This is a genomic window from Mycoplana sp. BE70 (assembly GCF_031455855.1).
Lineage (GTDB): Bacteria > Pseudomonadota > Alphaproteobacteria > Rhizobiales > Rhizobiaceae > Mycoplana.
Window position 1 is genome coordinate 59,868 of record NZ_JAVDTM010000002.1, and the last position, 19,150, is coordinate 79,017.

At 63.5% G+C, this 19,150-nt stretch carries 19 protein-coding genes, 1 tRNA gene and 1 pseudogene; 10 read left to right on the plus strand and 11 right to left on the minus strand.

The window, feature by feature from the left end; genetic code table 11:
* Positions 1–35: 35 nt before the first annotated feature.
* The 3 genes from cobT to J2Y48_RS03690 form a co-directional block, all read right to left on the minus strand.
* Complete coding sequence (cobT, locus tag J2Y48_RS03680; RefSeq protein WP_310412901.1) at positions 36–1,937, minus strand: cobaltochelatase subunit CobT; 1,902 nt, start codon at positions 1,935–1,937, stop codon at positions 36–38.
* A gap of 18 nt (positions 1,938–1,955) precedes the next feature.
* A complete protein-coding gene (gene cobS, locus J2Y48_RS03685; protein WP_310412904.1) occupies positions 1,956–2,954 on the minus strand; it encodes a cobaltochelatase subunit CobS in 999 nt (332 codons plus the stop codon).
* 61 nt (positions 2,955–3,015) lie between these two features.
* The gene (locus tag J2Y48_RS03690) at positions 3,016–3,639 is read right to left on the minus strand and encodes a J domain-containing protein (protein WP_405030151.1); all 624 of its coding nucleotides are present in this window, start codon (positions 3,637–3,639) and stop codon (positions 3,016–3,018) included.
* A gap of 120 nt (positions 3,640–3,759) precedes the next feature.
* On the opposite strand from J2Y48_RS03690, the gene J2Y48_RS03695 reads away from it, so the two are divergent.
* Positions 3,760–4,041 carry a BolA family protein gene (locus J2Y48_RS03695; protein WP_310412907.1) on the plus strand — a complete coding sequence of 94 codons (282 nt, stop codon included), beginning with the start codon at positions 3,760–3,762 and terminating at the stop codon, positions 4,039–4,041.
* Position 4,042: 1 nt separating this feature from the next.
* On the opposite strand, the pseudogene J2Y48_RS03700 reads toward J2Y48_RS03695, so the two are convergent.
* From J2Y48_RS03700 to J2Y48_RS03710, 3 genes and pseudogenes are all read right to left on the minus strand, one after another.
* A pseudogene (locus tag J2Y48_RS03700) lies at positions 4,043–4,753 on the minus strand (transporter associated domain-containing protein); the annotation flags it as partial.
* Positions 4,754–4,890: 137 nt separating this feature from the next.
* Positions 4,891–6,021 carry a 3-dehydroquinate synthase gene (aroB, locus tag J2Y48_RS03705; protein WP_310412910.1) on the minus strand — a complete coding sequence of 377 codons (1,131 nt, stop codon included), beginning with the start codon at positions 6,019–6,021 and terminating at the stop codon, positions 4,891–4,893.
* Positions 6,022–6,026: 5 nt separating this feature from the next.
* Positions 6,027–6,608: a shikimate kinase gene (locus tag J2Y48_RS03710; RefSeq protein WP_310412913.1), complete on the minus strand. Its 582-nt coding sequence runs from the start codon at positions 6,606–6,608 to the stop codon at positions 6,027–6,029.
* Between the two features lie 131 nt (positions 6,609–6,739).
* Between J2Y48_RS03710 and J2Y48_RS03715 the strand changes: the two genes are divergently transcribed.
* The 6 genes from J2Y48_RS03715 (at position 6,740) to J2Y48_RS03740 (ending at position 11,458) form a co-directional block, all read left to right on the plus strand.
* Entirely contained in the window at positions 6,740–6,889 is a 150-nt protein-coding gene (locus J2Y48_RS03715; RefSeq protein WP_310412916.1) for a hypothetical protein, read from the plus strand.
* Complete coding sequence (gene xerD, locus J2Y48_RS03720; protein ID WP_310412919.1) at positions 6,886–7,839, plus strand: site-specific tyrosine recombinase XerD; 954 nt, start codon at positions 6,886–6,888, stop codon at positions 7,837–7,839. The genes J2Y48_RS03715 and xerD overlap by 4 nt, the downstream gene beginning before the upstream one ends.
* Before the next feature lie 75 nt (positions 7,840–7,914).
* Positions 7,915–8,868: an acetyl-CoA carboxylase carboxyltransferase subunit alpha gene (locus J2Y48_RS03725; RefSeq protein ID WP_310412921.1), complete on the plus strand. Its 954-nt coding sequence runs from the start codon at positions 7,915–7,917 to the stop codon at positions 8,866–8,868.
* A 200-nt stretch (positions 8,869–9,068) separates the two neighbouring features.
* Positions 9,069–10,601, plus strand: a complete 1,533-nt coding sequence (locus J2Y48_RS03730) for a L,D-transpeptidase family protein (protein ID WP_310412926.1) — start codon at positions 9,069–9,071, stop codon at positions 10,599–10,601.
* Positions 10,598–10,843 (plus strand): sulfurtransferase TusA family protein, encoded by a 246-nt coding sequence (locus tag J2Y48_RS03735; protein ID WP_310412929.1) that lies wholly within the window; start codon positions 10,598–10,600, stop codon positions 10,841–10,843. Before J2Y48_RS03730 ends, J2Y48_RS03735 begins: the two co-directional genes overlap by 4 nt.
* Before the next feature lie 162 nt (positions 10,844–11,005).
* Positions 11,006–11,458 carry a GNAT family N-acetyltransferase gene (locus tag J2Y48_RS03740; RefSeq protein ID WP_310412931.1) on the plus strand — a complete coding sequence of 151 codons (453 nt, stop codon included), beginning with the start codon at positions 11,006–11,008 and terminating at the stop codon, positions 11,456–11,458.
* Positions 11,459–11,513: 55 nt separating this feature from the next.
* On the opposite strand, the gene J2Y48_RS03745 is transcribed toward J2Y48_RS03740, so the two are convergent.
* Both J2Y48_RS03745 and J2Y48_RS03750 read right to left on the minus strand, forming a co-directional pair.
* Positions 11,514–12,674 (minus strand): GTP-binding protein, encoded by a 1,161-nt coding sequence (locus J2Y48_RS03745; RefSeq protein ID WP_310412935.1) that lies wholly within the window; start codon positions 12,672–12,674, stop codon positions 11,514–11,516.
* A 13-nt stretch (positions 12,675–12,687) separates the two neighbouring features.
* On the minus strand, positions 12,688–13,758 hold the full coding sequence (locus tag J2Y48_RS03750) for a D-alanyl-D-alanine carboxypeptidase family protein (RefSeq protein ID WP_405030163.1): 1,071 nt from the start codon (positions 13,756–13,758) through the stop codon (positions 12,688–12,690).
* A 171-nt stretch (positions 13,759–13,929) separates the two neighbouring features.
* Between J2Y48_RS03750 and J2Y48_RS03755 the strand changes: the two genes are divergently transcribed.
* Both J2Y48_RS03755 and J2Y48_RS03760 read left to right on the plus strand, forming a co-directional pair.
* Positions 13,930–15,090: a M20 aminoacylase family protein gene (locus tag J2Y48_RS03755; RefSeq protein WP_310412941.1), complete on the plus strand. Its 1,161-nt coding sequence runs from the start codon at positions 13,930–13,932 to the stop codon at positions 15,088–15,090.
* A 115-nt stretch (positions 15,091–15,205) separates the two neighbouring features.
* Positions 15,206–15,282: transfer RNA gene (locus J2Y48_RS03760), tRNA-Arg, on the plus strand.
* 52 nt (positions 15,283–15,334) lie between these two features.
* Here the strand turns inward: J2Y48_RS03760 and J2Y48_RS03765 are convergent.
* Positions 15,335–15,715 carry a CAP-Gly domain protein gene (locus J2Y48_RS03765; protein WP_310412943.1) on the minus strand — a complete coding sequence of 127 codons (381 nt, stop codon included), beginning with the start codon at positions 15,713–15,715 and terminating at the stop codon, positions 15,335–15,337.
* A gap of 55 nt (positions 15,716–15,770) precedes the next feature.
* The gene (locus J2Y48_RS03770) at positions 15,771–16,487 is read right to left on the minus strand and encodes an META domain-containing protein (RefSeq protein ID WP_310412946.1); all 717 of its coding nucleotides are present in this window, start codon (positions 16,485–16,487) and stop codon (positions 15,771–15,773) included.
* A gap of 185 nt (positions 16,488–16,672) precedes the next feature.
* On the opposite strand from J2Y48_RS03770, the gene dxr reads away from it, so the two are divergent.
* Positions 16,673–17,866, plus strand: a complete 1,194-nt coding sequence (gene dxr, locus J2Y48_RS03775; protein ID WP_310412949.1) for a 1-deoxy-D-xylulose-5-phosphate reductoisomerase — start codon at positions 16,673–16,675, stop codon at positions 17,864–17,866.
* Positions 17,867–17,906: 40 nt separating this feature from the next.
* On the opposite strand, the gene hemA is transcribed toward dxr, so the two are convergent.
* A complete protein-coding gene (hemA, locus tag J2Y48_RS03780; RefSeq protein WP_310412952.1) occupies positions 17,907–19,121 on the minus strand; it encodes a 5-aminolevulinate synthase in 1,215 nt (404 codons plus the stop codon).
* Positions 19,122–19,150 lie beyond the last annotated feature (29 nt).

Consider the following 19,150-nt stretch of genomic DNA (forward strand, 5'->3'; position numbering starts at 1 on the left):
CAAGCGAACGCAGCCGCCTGGGTTCCAGTTGGTGTTCAGCCGGCGCGGCGCAGGCCGCCCGGCCGTCTGCGGCCTGTCGTTTCATCAGCGAAGAGCGAAGCGAGCTGCTCGGTCATGGCCCCCGCAAGCTCGTCAGCATCGACGATCGTCACCGCGCGGCGATAGTAGCGCGTCACGTCGTGGCCGATGCCGATCGCCAGCAGCTCGACCGGCGAGCGTGTCTCGATCTGCTCGATCACCGCGCGCAGGTGCCGCTCCAGATAGTTGCCGGGATTGACCGACAGCGTGGAATCGTCGACCGGTGCGCCGTCGGAGATCATCATCAGAATGCGGCGCTGTTCGGGCCGGCCGAGCAGCCGGTTGTGCGCCCAGATCAGCGCCTCGCCGTCGATGTTCTCTTTCAGGAGGCCCTCGCGCATCATCAGGCCAAGATTGCGGCGGGCGCGCCGCCACGGCGCATCCGCCGACTTGTAGATGATGTGACGCAGGTCGTTGAGGCGGCCCGGTGCCTGCGGCTTGCCGCTGCCTAGCCATTTTTCGCGCGACTGCCCGCCCTTCCAGGCCTTGGTGGTGAAGCCGAGAATCTCGACCTTGACGCCGCAGCGCTCCAGCGTGCGGGCCAGGATGTCGGCGCAGGTGGCCGCAACCGTGATCGGCCGGCCGCGCATCGAGCCGGAATTGTCGATCAGCAACGTGACGACCGTATCACGGAAGTTCGTGTCCTTCTCGCGCTTGAAGGAGAGCGGCTGCATCGGATCGATGATGATGCGCTGCAGGCGAGCGGAATCCAGATACCCCTCCTCCAGGTCGAACTCCCAGGACCGGTTCTGCTGCGCCATGAGGCGGCGCTGCAGGCGGTTGGCGAGCCGGCCGACTGCGCCTTGCAGGTGGGCGAGTTGCTTGTCGAGGAACGCCCGCAGCCGGTCGAGTTCCGCCTCGTCGCACAGCTCCTCGGCCGCGATGGTCTCGTCGAATTCCTCGGTGAAGACCGAATAGTCGACCTTTTCGTTGAAGTCGCCGAAGATGCCGGGGTGGCGGACTTCGCCGGGCGTCTCGCTGTCCTCGTTTTCCTCGTCGGCGAGGTCGTCGTCGGAAATCTCCGCGCCGTCCATCTCGCCTTCGTCCATCTGCTCCTCGGCAGACTGGTTCTCGTCGGCGGGAGCCGCCTCGTCGCCGGCTTCTTCCTGCGAGTCGCTTTCGTCCTGCTCGTTGCTGCGCGGCTGGTCCTCGTCGGTCTCGCTGTCCTGATCGTCCGGCTCGGTGTCCTCCTCGCTGATGTCCTCGGCGACATTCATCGAGGCCAGCATATGCCGCACCACCTTGGCGAAAGCGTGCTGGTCGTTCATCGCGGCCGTAAGATCCCCAAGATCGCCGCCGGCCTTGTCTTCGATGAAGCCGCGCCAGAGATCGAGCACCTTGCCGGCGGACTCGGGCGACTTTTGCCCCGTCAGCTTTTCGCGGACCAGCAGCGCGACCGCCTCTTCGAACGGAGCGTCGGCCTGGCGGGTGATCGCGCCGAAATTGGCCCGGGCGTATTTTTCCGACAGCATGGAATTGATGTTGGCCGCCATGCCCGGCATCCGGTTGGTGCCGATCGCCTCGACTCGGGCCTGCTCCACCGCATCGAAGACGGCGCGGGCGTCGGTGCCCGGCGGCGACATGGTCGCGTGAATGCGCGCGTCGTGGCACGCCTTGCGCAACGCCATGGAGTCGCCGAGCCCGCGGGTGACGGCCAGTTCGTCGCGCGTCGGGCGCTTGGACAGTTCCGGCAGGCGAATGCGCTCGCCGGCGATGCCGGGCCGCTCGTTGGCGAAAACCACCTCGACTTCGGCATCGCCGGCAACCGAGCGGATACAGCCGGTCAGCGCCCTGCGGAAGGGCTCGACGTCGACCGGGGCGCCGGGTCTCGGCCTGGAATTGTCACCGCGAGCAGCCATGTCTCACCTGTCCAGCCGTCAGGCCGTCGCCTCGAGGACGATATTGGCGGCGCTCTCCTTGAGCTCGACGCCGAAGGCGCGCTGGTAGTGTTCGGCAACCAGCGGCCGTTCCAGCTCGTCGCACTTGTTGAGGAAGGTCACCCGGAAGGCAAAGGCGAGGTCGCCAAAGATCTCCGCGTTCTCTGCCCAAGTGATGACGGTGCGCGGGCTCATGACGGTGGAAAGATCGCCGTTGATGAAGGCGGCGCGTGTCAGGTCGGCGACGCGCACCATACGCGAAATGGTCTCGCGGCCATCCTTCTTGCCCGACAGCGTCTTCACCTTGGCGGCGACGATGTCGACTTCGTTGTCGTGCGGCAGGTAGTTCAGCGTGGTGACGATCGACCAGCGGTCCATCTGCGCCTGGTTGATCTGCTGGGTGCCGTGATAGAGGCCGGTCGTGTCGCCGAGACCGACGGTGTTGGCGGTGGCAAACAGGCGGAAGGCGGGGTGCGGACGGATGACGCGGCTCTGGTCGAGCAGGGTCAGGCGGCCCGAAGACTCCAGGACGCGCTGGATCACGAACATCACGTCCGGGCGACCGGCGTCGTACTCGTCGAACACGAGGGCGACATTGTGCTGGTAGGCCCAGGGCAGGATGCCGTCCTTGAACTCGGTGACCTGCATGCCGTCCTTGACGACGATCGCATCCTTGCCGACGAGATCGATGCGGCTGACGTGACTGTCGAGGTTGACGCGGACGCAGGGCCAGTTGAGGCGGGCGGCGACCTGCTCGATATGGGTGGACTTGCCGGTGCCGTGATAGCCGGAGACCATGACGCGGCGGTTATGGGCAAAGCCGGCCAGGATGGCGAGCGTGGTCTGGCGATCGAACAGGTAGTCGGGGTCGAGATCCGGCACATAGGCGTCCGCCTTCGAATAGGCCGGGACGCGAATATCCGTATCAATGCCGAAAACCTCCCGCACAGAAACCGTGGTATCCGGGAGGTTGGAAATATCGAGATCCATCTTGCTCATAATGTCTCCGCAGCAGACGCCGCTCGCATCCGCCCTAATGTCCTGTTGCTGCCGGCATGCTCTAGCAGAAGCCGGCCTGCTTTAACAATTGATATGCTTGGATGACCGCCCGAAAACGCTCTTCCGATCCCCTATCTCCGCCATTTGCATCCGGATGGTGCTTTTTGACAAGCGCTTTGTAGGCCGTCTTGATGTCCCCGGAGGTGGCATTGGCATGCAGGCCAAGCGTGTCGAAGGCCTTCGCCTCCAGCGTCTTCAGTTTTCTGGCGCGCGGCTCCATCCGCGGTCCACGTCCGCGCCCCTCGTTGACGAATCCGAACGGGTCACGGATGCGTTGCTGGGCGCCTGCCGTGCCCGATCGGACGTTTCCATGCGCCGGACCGCCCTTTGCCGTCTTGTTGACGCCCATTGTCCAGGTCGGGCGATGACCGGTGATCGCCTCCTTCTGGTAGCGCGCGATCTCCGAATCGGAGAGGCCGGAGAAGTAGTTGTAGCCCTTGTTGTAATCCTTCACGTGCTCGAAGCAAAAAAGGAAGAACTGGCCTTCGGCGTTGCGGCCGACCGGCGCGCGATGGAGGCCGGGCTTGTCGCAACCGTCCCATTGGCAGGTCGGCGCAACCGGTTCCGGGCGCTCCACGCGCCGGCGCGTCCGGATCCGATCGAAGTATTTGGAATCGAGTTTCATGGGCCCAATTATGGGACTCGCGGCGAGTCACAACAAGAATTGACAAAGCGGATTGTTGCTGGCTTTTTGGGGCCATTTGGCGCCGTGCGCCAGGGGCTTTCATCAGCTACAGGACATCGCATGTCAGTGACATCCCGGATTGAATCTAGGTTGACCGAGGCTCTTTCGCCAGAGCGGCTCGAAGTGATCAACGAAAGCCACATGCATGCCGGCCACCAGCCCGGCTTCACCGGCGCAGGCGAGACGCACCTGCGCATCCGCATCGTCTCGGCGCAGTTTGCCGGCGCAAGCCGAGTCGCCCGGCACCGGATGGTCAACGATCTGGTCAAAGACGAGTTCGACACCGGCCTGCACGCGCTGGCGATCGAGACGGCGGCACCCGGAGAGCCGGTGCGCTGGTAGGTTACCCCTGCGCCGTTGCCCCGTTGGCGGGGCGGATGCGCAGCTTGGTGATACGGTTCTTGACCCGCTTCATCACGATGAAGCGCTTGCCGTGGAACGTGAAGGCCTGACGCTCCTCCGGGATTGATTTCGTTTCGTGAATCACGAGGCCGGCGATCGTCGTCGCCTCCTCGTCCGGCAACGCCCAGTCGAGGGCGCGGTTCAGGTCACGAATCGGCACACTGCCGTCCACGACGATGGACCCGTCCGCCTCCTGCCTGACGCCCTGGATGTCGATGTCGTGCTCGTCGGAAATATCACCGACGATCTCTTCGAGGATGTCCTCGAGCGTCACGAGCCCCTGGACCTCGCCATATTCGTCGACAACGATGGCCATGTGCGTCTTGCGGCGCAGGAAGGCGTTCAGCTGATCCTTGAGGCCGGTCGTATCGGGAACGAACCAGGGTTTGTCGGCCACCTTGGCGATCTCGACCGTCGACGGCTCGCACCCCGGCTCGGCAAGCGCGCGAAAGAGCTCCTTGGCGTGAACGATACCGATAATATTGTCCGTCGAGCCACGCCAGATCGGCATCCGCGTGAAAGGACTGTCGAGGACAGCCCGGACGATCGCCTCCGGCGCCTCGTCCGCATTGAGGCCACGCATCGCCGTCCGATGCACCATTACGTCAGACACCTCGAGTTCGCTGAATTCGAGCATGCCGCCCGACCGGTCGGGCCGTGTCGCGATATCGCGCGTGGTAAGCTCTGCGGCAACGCGACCCTCGCCGGGTGACGGCAGAAGTGTGACATCCCGAACAGGCGTCAGGCCTAAAAGCCCGAGAAGCCGGCGCAGCATGCCATTGCCCGTGCTCATCGCGGGTGCTTCTCCTGCAGGAAGGTGAGAACTTCGGAGGCCGGCACGTCGTCGGCAACGAAGGACTGGCCGATGCCGCGAGTAAGAATGAAGGTCAGCTTGCCCGCCTTGACCTTCTTGTCCTGTGCGATTGCATCCATCAGCACCTCCGCCGGCGGCAGGCCACCGGGGATGGCATCCATGGAGATTGGCAGGCCGACTTCAGCCAAGTGCGCCTCGACCCGGCGCGCGTCGTCGGGGCTGGCCAGGTTCATACGGGCGGAGAACTGGTGCGCCAGCACCATGCCGATGGCGACACCTTCGCCGTGAACGAGACGGGCGCTGTCATATTCGGTCGCCGCCTCCAGCGCATGGCCGAAGGTGTGGCCGAGGTTGAGGAGCGCGCGCAGGCCGTTCTCGCGCTCGTCGGCGGCCACCACGTCCGCCTTGGCCTGGCAACTGGTCGCAATCGCCTCGATGCGGGCGGGACCACCGGAAAAGATGTCGTTCCAGTTCTTCTCCAGCCAGGCGAAGAAATCGGGCTTGTCGATCAGCCCGTACTTGGCGACCTCGGCATAACCGGCACGGAACTCACGCGGCGAAAGCGTGTCGAGCACGTCGGTGTCCGCCAGGACGAGATCCGGCTGGTGAAACACGCCGATCAAGTTCTTGCCATGGCGCGAATTAATGCCGGTCTTGCCGCCGACCGAAGAGTCGACCTGCGCCAGCAGCGACGTCGGCACCTGGATGAAACGCGAACCGCGCCGCACGATGCCGGCCGCGAACCCGGTGAGATCGCCGATGACGCCGCCGCCGAGCGCAACAACCGCATCGTTGCGCTCGATACGCGCGCCAAGCACGCCGTCGCACACCGTCATCAGGTGCTCAAAACTCTTCGTCTTCTCACCGGCCGGCAGGATCTGCGGCACGGCTTCGATGCCGCTTTGCGCCAGCGAACGCATGAAGGGGTCGAGGTAAATCGGCGCGACATGTTCGTCCGTCACCACGGCAACCCGACGACCCTTGAGGCGCGAGCTGATCTCTGCGCCGGCAGCGGTAATCAAGCCCGGCCCGATGAGGATGTCGTAGGAGCGGTCGCCGAGATCGACACGGACGGTGCGTCGGATTGCGGATTGAGAGTTGTTCATGCGGATCACTTCTTGATTGGCCAGGCGGCGATGGCGGCAAGCACGTCCTCGACCACCATTTCTTTCTTCACGTCGCGCGAGTGGACCGTAAGGTCCGCCTCTGCATAGATGGGATAGCGCGCGTTCATCAGGTTTTCGAGCGTCTGCTTCGGATTCTCGGTCTTCAGCAGCGGCCGGGAGTCGCGCTTGTTGACCCGCTCCCAGAGCACGTCGAGATCGGCCTTCAGCCAGACGGTGAGGCCGCCACGCTTGATATGCCTGCGGGTGCGTTCATTGATGAAGGCGCCACCGCCGGTGGAAACGACCCTCGGCCCGGTCTTGAGCAAACGCTTCATGACCCGCGCTTCCAGGGCCCGGAATTCCTCCTCGCCGTAAGCGGCGAAAAGATCCGAAATCGACATGCGTGACACCCGCTCGATCTCATGATCCGAATCGATGAAGGGCACCGACAGCGCCTGGGCCACCAGCCGCCCGATCGCCGACTTTCCAGCCCCCATCAGCCCGACCAGAACGAGGTTGCGCTTGCCGAGCGCCATCCGTGCTTTTTGCACGAGTTCCGGGGAGGACGTTTCCATCAGGCCGATCATCAGCGAGTTCCGGTTGTTGTTGATTTCGGTATCTGCAAAAGCATCGGAAGCGTCAAGTGTTCGAGGCCGGTGACGTCTTGCGCTCGCCTCCCCTCGGAGCGATATAGGACCTCAGTCCCAAGGAGCGCGCAATGCCTACACTCTTCCGTTTCCTGTTCTTCTGCGCGGTGGTCGCCGGCATGATCTACGGGACGATGGTCGCGCTCGTCACCTTCGTCGAGCCGCGCGAGCGGGAGGTCACCATCCGCATCCCCTCGGATCGGGTGAACCCCCAGCCATGACCAACCGTTCAGCGATCCAGATCGAGGCTTTTCTGGAAATGATGAGCGCCGAGCGGGGTGCCGCCGCCAACACGCTCTCCTCCTATGAGCGGGACCTGGAGGATGCGCGATCCTTTCTCCTTGAGCGGCAGGTTCAGATGACCTTGGCCACTCCCGACAATCTTCGCGCCTATCTCGGCCATCTGACGCGCCAGGGTTTTAAGGCATCCTCACAGGCGCGTCGGCTCTCCGCGCTTCGCCAGTTCTACAAGTTCCTCTATGCCGAAGGCCTGCGCGGCGATGATCCAACCGGAATCCTCGACGCGCCGCGCAAGGAGCGGACACTGCCGAAGACGCTTTCGGTGGACGACGTCACGCGCCTTATCGGCCTTGCGGAGGAGGAAGCCAGGGCGCCGGGCGCGAACCACCTGAACCGGCTGCGCATGCATGCGCTGATCGAACTTCTGTATGCGACGGGCATGCGGGTCAGCGAACTTGTCTCATTGCCAGCGACGGTGCTGGCTCAGAACGGCAGGTTTCTGGTCGTCAAGGGCAAGGGCAACAAGGAACGACTGGTTCCGCTGTCGCGCTCCGCCATTGCGGCGCTGCAGGCTTATGGTGCGGTTCTTGCCGACAAGCAGGCGAGCCAGGAGAACGCAAGGGAAAGCCTTTATCTCTTTCCCTCCACGAGCAAGGAGGGCTTTCTGCCGCGGCAGGTCTTCGCACGCGACCTCAAGGGGCTGGCGTCGCGCGCCGGTATCCGCGCATCGACGCTTTCGCCGCACGTGCTCCGTCACGCCTTCGCCAGCCATCTCCTGCAGAACGGCGCCGACCTGCGCGCGGTCCAGGAGCTGCTCGGTCACTCGGACATTTCGACCACACAGATCTACACGCATGTGTTAGAAGAGCGCCTGCATCGGCTGGTGCAGGACCACCACCCCCTTGCCAAACAGGCAAAAAAGCCGGAATAGAGCCCCCATTCCGTCGCCAGGCCTCCAAAGGCAGGTCGACGGGACAGTTGGAGCAAACGATCGGAAACGCATCTCATGCACAATTACCTCGACTTCGAAAAACCCATCTCGGACCTCGAAGGCAAGATTCACGAGTTGCGCAAACTCGCCGAAGAGGACCAGAGCATCGACACGTCTGACGAGGTGAGTCGGCTTGAGGGGCGTGCCCGCGAGGCGATGGTCGACATCTATGCGAAGCTCACGCCGTGGCAGAAGACGCAGGTTGCCCGCCACCCGCAGCGACCGCATTTTCTCGACTACGCGGCAAAGCTGTTCGAAGAATTCACGCCGCTTGCCGGCGACCGCAAGTTTGCCGAGGACGAGGCGATCCAGGCCGGCCTCGGCCGGTTCCGCGGCCAGTCCGTGGCCATCATCGGCCAGGAAAAGGGCAACGACACCAAGTCGCGCCTGAAGCACAACTTCGGCAGCGCCCGGCCGGAAGGGTACCGCAAGGCGATCCGCGTCATGGAAATGGCCGACCGCTTCGGTCTGCCGATCATCACGCTGATCGACACCGCCGGCGCCTATCCGGGGATTGGCGCGGAAGAACGCGGCCAGGCCGAGGCGATCGCACGCTCGACCGAGATGTGCCTCAACGTGCGCGTCCCGATCGTTTCCGTCGTTCTCGGTGAAGGCGGCTCCGGCGGCGCGATCGCGATCGCCACCGGCGACCGGGTCTACATGCTGCAGCACGCGATCTACAGCGTGATCTCGCCGGAAGGTGCTGCCTCCATTCTCTGGCGGGATGCCACCCGCGCGAAGGAGGCCGCGAGCAACATGAAGATTACCGCCGACGACCTGAAGGCGCTTGGAATCATCGACGGCATCATTTCCGAGCCCCTCGGCGGCGCTCACCGCGACCCGGAGGCCGTCATCACGGCGACCGGCAACGTCGTGGCCGATGCACTGCGCGATCTTGCCGCCAAGCCGGGCGACCAGTTGCGCCGTGACCGGCGTCAGCGCTATCTCAACATCGGCCGGCAACTCTGAGCGGAAACGCTGCGCGAACCCACCGATTTCACACCGCTGACGGGAATATGGCCAAACCTTGGACATATTCCCGTGTTTTCAGCGTATCCACAGATCGAGCGAAGGATTCCCGGCTAACACTTGATTAAGTATAAACACCTATGATTCCGTGTCCGGCGTGCCGGTATGGATGAAGTAGACAGATTTTTTGGAACTGACGCATGCGCCTTAAGGTACTCGCCGCCGTTTCCTTGCTCGCCGTCGCCACCGCCGGCTGCACCAACGAGACGCTCGACAGCGTCGGCGTTGACGTCAGAAAAGTTTCCAACAAGACGCAGTACCAGCTCTCCGGCCAGGTCGTCTCCAAGATGGCCTCGCTGAACATCGACCGCAACGCGCCGTTGATGATCCGCATCTTCAAGGAAGAGGGAACGCTGGAAGTCTGGAAGGCCGACCGATCCAACCGCTTCCAGATGATCAAGACCTATAATATCTGCGCCTGGTCCGGCAAGCTCGGCCCGAAGCAGAAGGAAGGCGACCGTCAGGCGCCTGAAGGATTTTATCCGCTCGGCCCGCAGCACATGAACCCGAATTCGCAGTATTATCTTGCGATCAACACCGGCTTCCCCAACCGATACGACCAGGCGAACGGCTTCTTCGGCACCAACCTGATGATCCACGGTGCCTGCTCGTCCTCCGGTTGCTATTCGATGACCGACGAACAGATGGTCGAGATCTTCGCGTTCGCCCGCGATTCCTTCAACGGTGGGCAGAAGGCGATCCAGCTTCAGGCCTTCCCGTTCCGCATGACCGCGGAGAACATGGCGCGTCACCGCGACAATCCGAACATCGAGTTCTGGAAGATGCTGAAGGTCGGCTACGACCATTTCCATGTCACCAAGCGCCCGCCGGAGATCGGCGTCTGCGACAAGAAGTATGTCTTCAACCAGCAGGCTGCGGACGGCGCCCTTAGCGCCAGCGCGCAATGCCCGGCCATGTCGACGCCGGCCTCGCTTCAGGTTGCCCTCACCGCCTACGACAAGACCTACGCCGCCGACTATGCCAAGGCGATGAAGAAGTACGACGGCACCGTCTGGCTCGAGCCGTCGGAAGCCCAGCGCAAGGCGATCGTTGCCGACAAGCGCAAGGGGCGCGAGCTCGCCTATGCGCCGACCGGCAACTCGATCGACGCCGGCAAGCTGATGAGCGTGCGGCAGATCGAGGCCGACAAGAAGAAAGCCGAGGAAGAAGCGCAGCGCAAGGTCGAAATGGCGGAGAAAGCCAAGCAGGAGGAGGAAGCCCGCAAGGCAGCCGAACTGCAGAAGCTCGCCGACGACGTCGCGTCGCAGAAGGCTGCCCAGCAGGCGACAGGCACCGGCGTGGCCGTACCTCAGAGCAATCCCGGCCCTGCTTCCGCTCAGGCCGATGCCGATGCCGCAAAGAAGCCGTTCTGGAAGCTCTGGTCGAGCCCGACCACTGCCGCGTCCGGCGCAGCAGGAAGCGCTGCCACCACGGCAGTCCCTGCCGCTCCGCAGCAGCCACCTCAACCCGCCACAGCAGCAGCCGAGGCGAATATTGCCGCCGCCAATGGAGCCGCGGCCACGCAGCAGCAGCCGACGGAGGAGGCTCAGCCTCCCCAGAAAACCGGCGCCGCGGGTGACGGCACTTCGTTGACGGCCCCTGCCGCCGAGACCACCGCCGATGCAAGCTCCACCCAGAAGGCACCGTTCTGGAAGTTCTGGAAGAAGCAATGAGCAGCGCCGCCACTAGCGCGACCGAGATTTACGACCTCAGGGGGCTGAAATGCCCGCTGCCGGTCCTGAAGACGAAGAAGCGGCTGGAACAGCTTCCCGCAGGAGCCGCGCTCTGGATCGAGACGACCGACCCGCTCGCCGTCATCGACATACCGCATTTTTGCAGCGAGCAGGGCCATGCGCTCGAGGCCAACGAAAAGACCGAGGGCGGCCACCGCTTCCTGATCCGGAAGAAGTCCTGAGCATCGACAGCCGTTCTTGCCTCCCATCTCCGCAGCGCCTATAGGGTCGGCATCGGTAGAAGGAGATTGATGCGCAGAAGCCCAACTTGAGAGCCGCTTTTGACGCGGTGGCGCATGGCGTCCCGTGGGCGCTATTCTGTGTACTCTATTCTACGGAAAATCATGAAACATGTGGATCTTTTCATCCGCGCCTATGAAGAGGCGTCGGATCTCCAAAAACTGTCGGCCATCTGGTTCGATGCATCTGTTCGCGCACATTCGTTCATCGGTGAGAAGCGTTTGAAGGAGCAACGGGTCGCCGTCGAGACGATCTATCTCCCCAAAGCCGAGACCTGGGTCGCCTGCCATCGGGGCGAGCCGGTCGGATTCATCAGCCTCCTGGATACGTTCATCGGCGCATTGTTCGTCGCCCCCGAACGACAGGGGCTCGGAGCCGGCCGGGCGTTGGTGTCCCACGCGCTGAGACTGAAGGGGGAACTATGCCTTGAGGTCTATACCGCCAATACGCAGGCGCTCGGCTTCTACAAAAGCCTCGGTTTTGAAGAGCTCTCGCGGCGCGCGCAGGACGACGAAGGCCTGCCGTTCGAGAACGCCTGCATGCGACTGATGGCCTGACGACTCGGCAGGGCGGTCCAAGCCGCCCTGTCCGAAATTAGACCGAGTTTCGATGTCAGAGCCTGAGGCCCGGCACAGCCAGCGGATTGTCTTCCAGCGCCGCGCGATCCGGGCGGTCGATGCGGGGCTTGCCGACAAAGGCATCGAAGAGATCGCGCACGAACTCTTCCGGAAGATCCTTCGTGATCAGCACCATGCGCGTGCGGCGGTCGGACGGATCCGGCCAGTTGGAAAGCCGCTCCGGCGGGTGGAACACGGCCTGTACGCCGTGCAGGATCAGCGGGCGCTCCGGATTGTCGGACAAGGCGACGATCGCCTTCATTCGCAACAGCCTCTCGCCATGGGCGGAACGCAGGAGATCGACGAACATGTCGAGCGCCATCGGGTCGATCGGGCGGTCGTGCACGATCGAGTAGGACCGGATGGACGCGCTATGACGGGTCACGTCATGGACATGCTGATGGCCATGCAGGCCTTCACCGTGCGCATTATGATCGTCGTGATCATGCGCATGATGATGGTGGTCGTGCGCATCATGATGCGCCTCGTCGCTCAACCAGCGCCCCACGTCGGCGATCTTGGAGTCCGGATCGTAGAGTCCACAGGCCAGCACGGAAGGCGCGATCCCGGCAGGATCGTCCCCATCAAAGATCGCAGCCCTCGGATTGAGTTCAGCCAGCGCCGGTGTCAACCGGTCCACCGCCCCGGCCCCTGCCAGCGCCGCCTTCGTCAGGACGAGGCGGTCCGCCACGGCGACCTGCTTCACCGATTCGGGGTGTTGTGCAAGCGTCGACAGACCGTTCACCGCATCGACCACGGTGACGACCCCGTCGAGCCGGAAGGAGTGCGCGATGACCGGATGGCCGATGACGGCCTGGATCACCGGCGCGGGATCCGCCAATCCGGTGGTTTCGACAACGACGCGTTTCAGCGGTCGAATGCGCCCCGTCTGCATCCGATCCATCAGATCGGCGAGTGTGTCGACCAGTTCGCCGCGGATCGTGCAGCACAGGCACCCATCGGAGAGCTCGATGATACCGTCGCCGGAGCGTTCGACCAGCAGGTGGTCGATCCCGACCTCGCCGAACTCGTTGATGATGACGGCCGTGTCGGTGAGGTCCGGATGCTTGAGCAGCCGGTTCAGCAAGGTCGTCTTGCCGGCACCGAGGAAGCCGGTCAGGATGGTAACCGGCACGGTGCGATCAGCGGCTGACATGTGCGCTTTCCTGTCAGAAGGTCGGCCGGGGGACCGGGATCGGGATGTTCGCGGCGTCGCCGACGTCGCCGACCGACGCTTGCTCGTTTGCGCCGGCCTTCGCCGTGCTGCCGGAGATCAGGCCGGCAAAAACGAACCGCGGCGGTCGGTTCATTTCGCGAATATAGGGCGACAGCAGCTTTTGGCGGCCCGCTTCGTCGCGCCCTTCGCTGCGTACCTTCGCGGCGTACTGGCTGCAGATCTCCTTGGAAATGTCGGCGACCTCTCCGGTGTTGCCGTAGGGGGCAAGCCCGCCGAGCGTCGGCCCGCCGCCGCGTTCCGTCAATCCTTTCTGCAGCATGCGCGCCGATTCGTCGGCGCGCGCACCAAGGCTCTCCTCGCCGAGGACGACCGAGACGACGCTGCGGCCGTTGCGCGTGGCCGAGGAAACCTGGTTGAACCCCGACGCGCAGATGAAGCCGGTCTTCATGCCGTCGGCGCCGTCAAACCGGCCGATCAGCATGTTGAAGTTCGGATACTGCTTCTTGCCGGTAGTGAAGCCTTCCAGCGCGAAATACGGAGCGTGCTGCGGAAACTCGCGCTTCAATGTCACGGCGAGCACGGCGAGATCGCGGGCAGTCGTGTATTGCCCCTTGCCGGGCAGACCGTTCGCATTAATGAAATGTGATGAGCTCATGCCGATGCGCGCCGCCTCGGCATTCATTCGGTCGACGAAGCCCTGCTCGGAGCCGCCGACGGCTTCCGCGATCGCGACGGACACGTCGTTCGCCGACTTGACCATCATGATCTTGATCGCACTGTCGAGCGTCAGGGACTGGCCGGGCTTGAAGTACATCTTGCTTGGCGGTTCGGCGGCGGCGTTCTTCGTCATCACCACCGGCGTTTCAAGCGTGATCTCGCCGGCCTTGATGGCCCGGAAGACCGTATAGGCGGTCATCAGCTTGGTCAGCGAAGCCGGGTACCATTTGCGAAAGGCATCGCGATGCTCGATCACCTTGAGCGTGTTGACGTCGACAAGCAGACGCGGCCCCGTGTCTGCCAACGCCGCGCTCGCCAGCAAGGTGGCGGCAAGCGTTGCTCCAATGCACGCCATCCTGCGGCGCATGAACCGTTCAGCAATCTGCAAGTGCCAGTCCTCGGAAAATCGGGAGTTGTCTCGAATGCTCCGCCTATTTAGCCTATATGGCAGGCTCATGGCAAAGCCCTCGATTAAAGAAAGGCCGATTTTCGGCCGCAACGGTGACAGGAACAGCGTATGCCCATTTTGAACCGCGCCGCAGAACTGCAGGACGAAATCGCCGGCTGGCGCCGCCAGATCCATCAGCATCCGGAAACGATGTTCGCTGTCGAGAAGACCGCCGCCTTCGTCGCCGACAGGCTGAAAGAATTCGGCGTGGACGAGATCGTGACGGGTATCGGGCGCACCGGCGTTGTCGGCCTGATCAAGGGCAAGGGACCGGGCCGGACCATCGGGCTGCGCGCCGACATGGACGCCCTGCCGATCACCGAGACGACCGGCAAGCCCTGGGCCTCGACGGTGCCGGGCAAGATGCACGCCTGCGGCCACGACGGTCACACGGCGATGTTGCTGGGGGCTGCGAAGTATCTCGCCGAGACGCGCAATTTCGCGGGCAACGTCGCCGTCATTTTCCAGCCGGCCGAAGAGGGCGGCGGCGGCGGCAACGAGATGGTCAAGGACGGCATGATGGAGCGGTTCCGCATCGACGAGGTCTACGGCATGCACAACATGCCGGGCATGCCGGTCGGCCAATTCGGCACTCGCCCCGGCCCGATCATGGCCGCAACCGACGAGTTCGACATCACGGTCAAGGGACGCGGCGGTCATGCCGCCCAGCCCCACAGGACGATCGATCCGATCGTCATCGGCGCGCAGCTCGTCACGACGCTGCAGACGCTCGTCTCGCGCAACACCGACCCCATCGCCTCGCTCGTGGTCTCGGTGACGAAGTTCAATGCCGGCTTCGCCCACAACGTCATTCCCGAGGAGGCGCGGCTGGGCGGAACGGTGCGCACGCTCAGCCCTGCGCTGCGCGAGGAGGCCGAAGCCCGCATCCGCCAGGTCTGCGCCGGACTTGCGAGCGCAAACGGCGCCGAAATCAGCGTCCACTACCAGCGCAACTATCCGGTGGTGGTCAATCACGATGCCGAGACCGGACACGCACTGGCTGTCGCCGGCGAGATTGCGGGAGGCAGCAATGTCAACGGTGCGCTCGACCCGATGATGGGCGGCGAGGATTTTGCCTACATGCTGCTTGCTCGCCCGGGCGCCTTCGTCTTCGTCGGCAACGGTGATACGGCCGGCCTCCACCACCCGGCCTATGACTTCAACGACGATGTGATCCCCTATGGCGTCAGCTATTGGGTCAAGCTCGCAGAAACGCGGCTCGCCGCCTGAAACTGCAGCGGCAAACGGATCGCGCTGCCGTATCCGTTTGCCGCCTCGGCTCCTGACGAGAGAATGCTAAAATCGCTTGGCTTCAAGCGCCGGCTTTTGTATGGGTTCTGTCAGTGGTCCCATAGCTCAGCAGGATAGAGCGCAGGATTCCTAATCCTGAGGCCGATGGTTCGAATCCATCTGGGATCACCACCTGTCGAGCGCCGATCTTCCCCATCCCGAATGATGAGCTAACGGCGAAACGCTAGACCTTTTCCTCTTCCCTCTCCGGCGTCGTCACGCGCGGCTTCGGCTTTACCGACGGCACGATCGACGGCCGCGCCTCGACCTTCGGGCTCGGCGCCTTGATGCCCAGCATGCTCTTGATGCGGTCGGAAACCAGCGGGCGGAAGCGGCTCGCCCGGAAGGGCATGTCCACGGCGCCATAGCCCTCCGGGCCATCGTCGTTGCCGCGATAGAGCTCCATCAGCTTGATGCCGTAGAAATCGCCGTCGACGTAGTGCCGGTATTGGCCCACCCAGCGGACCGTGTAGATCTGTCCCTTGCGAATTCCCTGGTCGATCGAGACGTTCTTGAAGGTATCGTTGATGCAGACGACCTTCTGTCCGACGCGGAAATGAGCCATGGGTGTCTCCGTGGAAGGGCACGGAAGCGATCCGCTTCCGTGATTGCTCGTGGTATCAGGGGGCCCTGTGGCAGGCGATGCCGGGCGCTTCGGCGCCCTTGGTGAGATCCTTCAGCGTGCCTTCGTCACCCTTCGTCCACCACTCGAACTGCCCGCCCGCGTAGCGCGCGCCGGAACCGGAGAGCACGTTGCTGGCAATCACGAAATTGTCGCCGAAAGAGAGGATTGCCAGCGAGACGGACTCCGCATTGATGTAGTCCGCCCTCACCTTGAGATCGCCATCACAATCATAGGCAACGGTCTGCCGATCGACCGTTATGGTGTTCGGAACCTGCAGGACAATGTCGGTCGTGTTCCTCAGCATCGCCAATCGCATCGCATGACCGCCGTCCTTGTCGGCGAGGTGCAGCAGTCCGTTTTCGAGCTTCCACGACTTGACGGTGCCGAGCGCATCGAAGAACTTCTGCTCCTGGTCCATGACCGCCGGGGCACACATCTTGCGGGTGGCTGCGGCCGGCGCAAAGGTTACCTCACCTTCATTGCCGAACTTCAGGTTGCCACGATAGGTGTTGCAGCCGCCATTGCCGCCATACGACCCATCGGTACGGATTTCCAGCGTCGTCTGGAGGTCGTCAATAACCCCCTTGCCGTTGAGGTCCTCGACCACCCAGGTCGCGCTCAGTCCCGGCGGCAGCGTGTCCGCGGCGAAGCCATTCGACGCAGAGCCGAGAGACAGCAGCAGAGCCGCGAGCGCATTTACCGAGAACCGCACAAACAACCTCCAAAATCACCTGGGCGAACCATTGCTCGCCAGTGGCGACGTTATGGCGGCTCCATTGAAAACGTCAAGCCTGTGCACACCGACGTGTCCAGGAACGCGCGCATCAACAGCTTGTTGCGCGCGGCAATCGGCTGTAGAGCCTCAACTAGACAATAAAATGATCGCGGAAGACAATTATGGCCCCCAACGAGGCGAACAGGCGCCGCGTCACCATTCTCGGTTCGACCGGCTCGATCGGCACGAACACATTGGACGTGATCGAACAGCTTGGCGGACGTGACGCCTTCGAGGTGGTCGCCGTCACCGGAAGCGCCAATATCGAACTGCTGGCAAGACAGGCAAAGGCCGTCGGCGCCGGTCTGGCCGTTACCGCCGACGAGCGCCGCTACGACGAACTCAAAAGCGCGCTGTCCGGCACCGGCATTGCCGTGGGCGCCGGCCGCAGCGCCCTCCTGGAAGCTGCGACCGCACCCTCGGACTGGGTCATGGCGGCCATCGTCGGTACCGCTGGCCTGGCGCCGACGCTGGCCGCCGCCGAGCGCGGTGCGGACATTGCGCTTGCCAACAAGGAATGCCTGGTCACCGCTGGAAATCTGTTCGTCGAAGCGGTCGCCGCCGGCGGCGGGCGGCTGATCCCGGTCGACAGCGAGCACAGTGCCGTGTTCCAGACGCTCGAGGCCGACCAGCGCCACGCGGTCGAGCGCATCGTGCTGACGGCATCCGGCGGTCCGTTCCGCACCTGGTCGCGCGAACAGATGGCCGGGGTCACGGCAGCCGCTGCCGGTGCCCATCCGAACTGGTCGATGGGCCTGAAGATTTCGATCGGCAGCGCCTCGATGTTCAACAAGGCCCTGGAAATGATCGAGGCCAAGCATCTGTTCGACGTCCGGCCCGATCAGATCGAGGTGGTCGTACATCCGCAATCGGTGATTCACTCGATGGTCGGCTACAGCGATGGATCGGTGCTGGCGCAGCTCGGCTGCCCCGACATGCGAACAGCGATCGGTTATGCTCTGAGCTATCCGAGGCGGCCGGCGCTCAATGTCGAGCGGCTGGACTTCGCCAAGCTCTCGCGGTTGGACTTTGAGGCACCCGACGAGGAGCGCTTCCCTGCGCTACGGCTCGCACGCACGGCGCTGAAGCGCGGCGGACTCCAGGGCGCGGTGATGAATGCCGCCGAAGAGGTCGCGTTCCAAGCCTTCGTCGGTGCACGCATCGGCTTTCTTCAAATGGCCGATGTCGCCGAAGTGGTCATGGATGCCATGGTGGACTGGGGTGCTGCTTCGTCGATGGCGGACGTCTTTGCGGTCGATGAGGAAGCACGCCGACGCGCCGACGAGGTGATCGCCAAAATAGAAATGGCCGCGTAAGCCGCGGCCATTGGAGTTTCCTGTCGATCAGGCGCCTTTGTCAGGCGACGGCACGAGCCAGCGCACAACGCGACCATAGTGCATGCAGCGCGCCCACCAGATGGTCGATATCCGCGTCCGAGTGCAACGGCGTCGGCGTGATGCGGAGGCGCTCGGTCTTCTTCGGGACCGTCGGATAGTTGATCGGCTGGACGTAGATGCCATAATTGTCCAGCAGCAGGTCGGAGATCCACTTGCACTTGGCGGCGTCGCCGACCATCACCGGAACGATATGGCTCGGGTTCGGCATGTGCGGGATGCCGTTCTTGTCGAGCAGCGAACGCAGCCGGCGCACCCGCTCCTGATGGGCGAAGCGTTCGACCTGGCTTTCCTTGAGGTGACGGATTGCGGCGCAGGCGCCGGCGGCGAGCGTCGGCGGCAGCGCGGTCGTGAAGATGAAGCCGGAAGCAAACGAGCGGATGAAGTCGCAAAGTGCAGCAGAGGCGGCAATATAGCCGCCCATGACGCCGAACGCCTTGCCGAGCGTGGCTTCGATCACCGTCAGACGGTGCATCAGCCCTTCGCGCTCGGCAACACCGCCGCCGCGTGGGCCGTACATGCCGACGGCATGGACCTCGTCGAGATAGGTCATGGCGCCGTACTTGTCGGCGAGGTCGCAGATTTCCTTGATGGGGGCGATGTCGCCATCCATCGAATAGACCGATTCGAAGGCGATCAGCTTCGGCGCCTTCGGGTCTGCGGCGGCGAGCTTCGCCTCCAGGTCCTTCAGGTCATTGTGCTTCCAGATCACGCGTTCGCACTTGGAATGGCGGATGCCCTCGATCATCGAGGCGTGATTGCCGGCATCGGAGAAACAGATGATGCCGGGGATCTTCGAACAGAGCGTGCCGAGTGCGGCCCAGTTGGAGACATAGCCGGAGGTGAACAGAAGGGCTGCCTCCTTGCCGTGCAGATCGGCAAGCTCGCGCTCCAGCAGCACGTGATAATGGTTGGTGCCGGAGATGTTGCGGGTGCCGCCAGCACCGGCGCCACACTGGTCGATGGCAAGCTTCATCGCCTCGGTGACGGTCGGATGCTGCCCCATGCCGAGATAGTCGTTGGAGCACCAGACTGTGACTTCCTGCACGCCCGAATCCGTATGGCGTGTCGCCTTAGGGAAACTGCCTTTCTGGCGTTCCAGCTCAGCGAAGACGCGATAGCGGCCTTCCTGATGCAGCCCGCTGAGTTCGTTTTTGAAGAAAGCCTCAAAGTCCATCACTGTCTCCAGACCGGTTTCCCGGCACA

What these genes read in the sequence shown, in the direction of transcription:
- cobS (WP_310412904.1), bottom strand. Translation starts at nt 2,954, where the DNA reads ATGAGCAAGATGGATCTCGATATTTCCAACCTCCCGGATACCACGGTT.
- J2Y48_RS03715 (WP_310412916.1), top strand. Translation starts at nt 6,740, where the DNA reads ATGCCTACACTCTTCCGTTTCCTGTTCTTCTGCGCGGTGGTCGCCGGC.
- J2Y48_RS03725 (WP_310412921.1), top strand. Translation starts at nt 7,915, where the DNA reads ATGCACAATTACCTCGACTTCGAAAAACCCATCTCGGACCTCGAAGGC.
- aroB (WP_310412910.1), bottom strand. Translation starts at nt 6,021, where the DNA reads ATGAACAACTCTCAATCCGCAATCCGACGCACCGTCCGTGTCGATCTC.
- J2Y48_RS03735 (WP_310412929.1), top strand. Translation starts at nt 10,598, where the DNA reads ATGAGCAGCGCCGCCACTAGCGCGACCGAGATTTACGACCTCAGGGGG.
- J2Y48_RS03745 (WP_310412935.1), bottom strand. Translation starts at nt 12,674, where the DNA reads ATGTCAGCCGCTGATCGCACCGTGCCGGTTACCATCCTGACCGGCTTC.
- J2Y48_RS03710 (WP_310412913.1), bottom strand. Translation starts at nt 6,608, where the DNA reads ATGATCGGCCTGATGGAAACGTCCTCCCCGGAACTCGTGCAAAAAGCA.
- dxr (WP_310412949.1), top strand. Translation starts at nt 16,673, where the DNA reads ATGGCCCCCAACGAGGCGAACAGGCGCCGCGTCACCATTCTCGGTTCG.
- cobT (WP_310412901.1), bottom strand. Translation starts at nt 1,937, where the DNA reads ATGGCTGCTCGCGGTGACAATTCCAGGCCGAGACCCGGCGCCCCGGTC.
- J2Y48_RS03765 (WP_310412943.1), bottom strand. Translation starts at nt 15,715, where the DNA reads ATGGCTCATTTCCGCGTCGGACAGAAGGTCGTCTGCATCAACGATACC.
- J2Y48_RS03755 (WP_310412941.1), top strand. Translation starts at nt 13,930, where the DNA reads ATGCCCATTTTGAACCGCGCCGCAGAACTGCAGGACGAAATCGCCGGC.
- J2Y48_RS03690 (WP_405030151.1), bottom strand. Translation starts at nt 3,639, where the DNA reads ATGAAACTCGATTCCAAATACTTCGATCGGATCCGGACGCGCCGGCGC.
- J2Y48_RS03695 (WP_310412907.1), top strand. Translation starts at nt 3,760, where the DNA reads ATGTCAGTGACATCCCGGATTGAATCTAGGTTGACCGAGGCTCTTTCG.
- xerD (WP_310412919.1), top strand. Translation starts at nt 6,886, where the DNA reads ATGACCAACCGTTCAGCGATCCAGATCGAGGCTTTTCTGGAAATGATG.
- hemA (WP_310412952.1), bottom strand. Translation starts at nt 19,121, where the DNA reads ATGGACTTTGAGGCTTTCTTCAAAAACGAACTCAGCGGGCTGCATCAG.
- J2Y48_RS03740 (WP_310412931.1), top strand. Translation starts at nt 11,006, where the DNA reads ATGAAACATGTGGATCTTTTCATCCGCGCCTATGAAGAGGCGTCGGAT.
- J2Y48_RS03730 (WP_310412926.1), top strand. Translation starts at nt 9,069, where the DNA reads ATGCGCCTTAAGGTACTCGCCGCCGTTTCCTTGCTCGCCGTCGCCACC.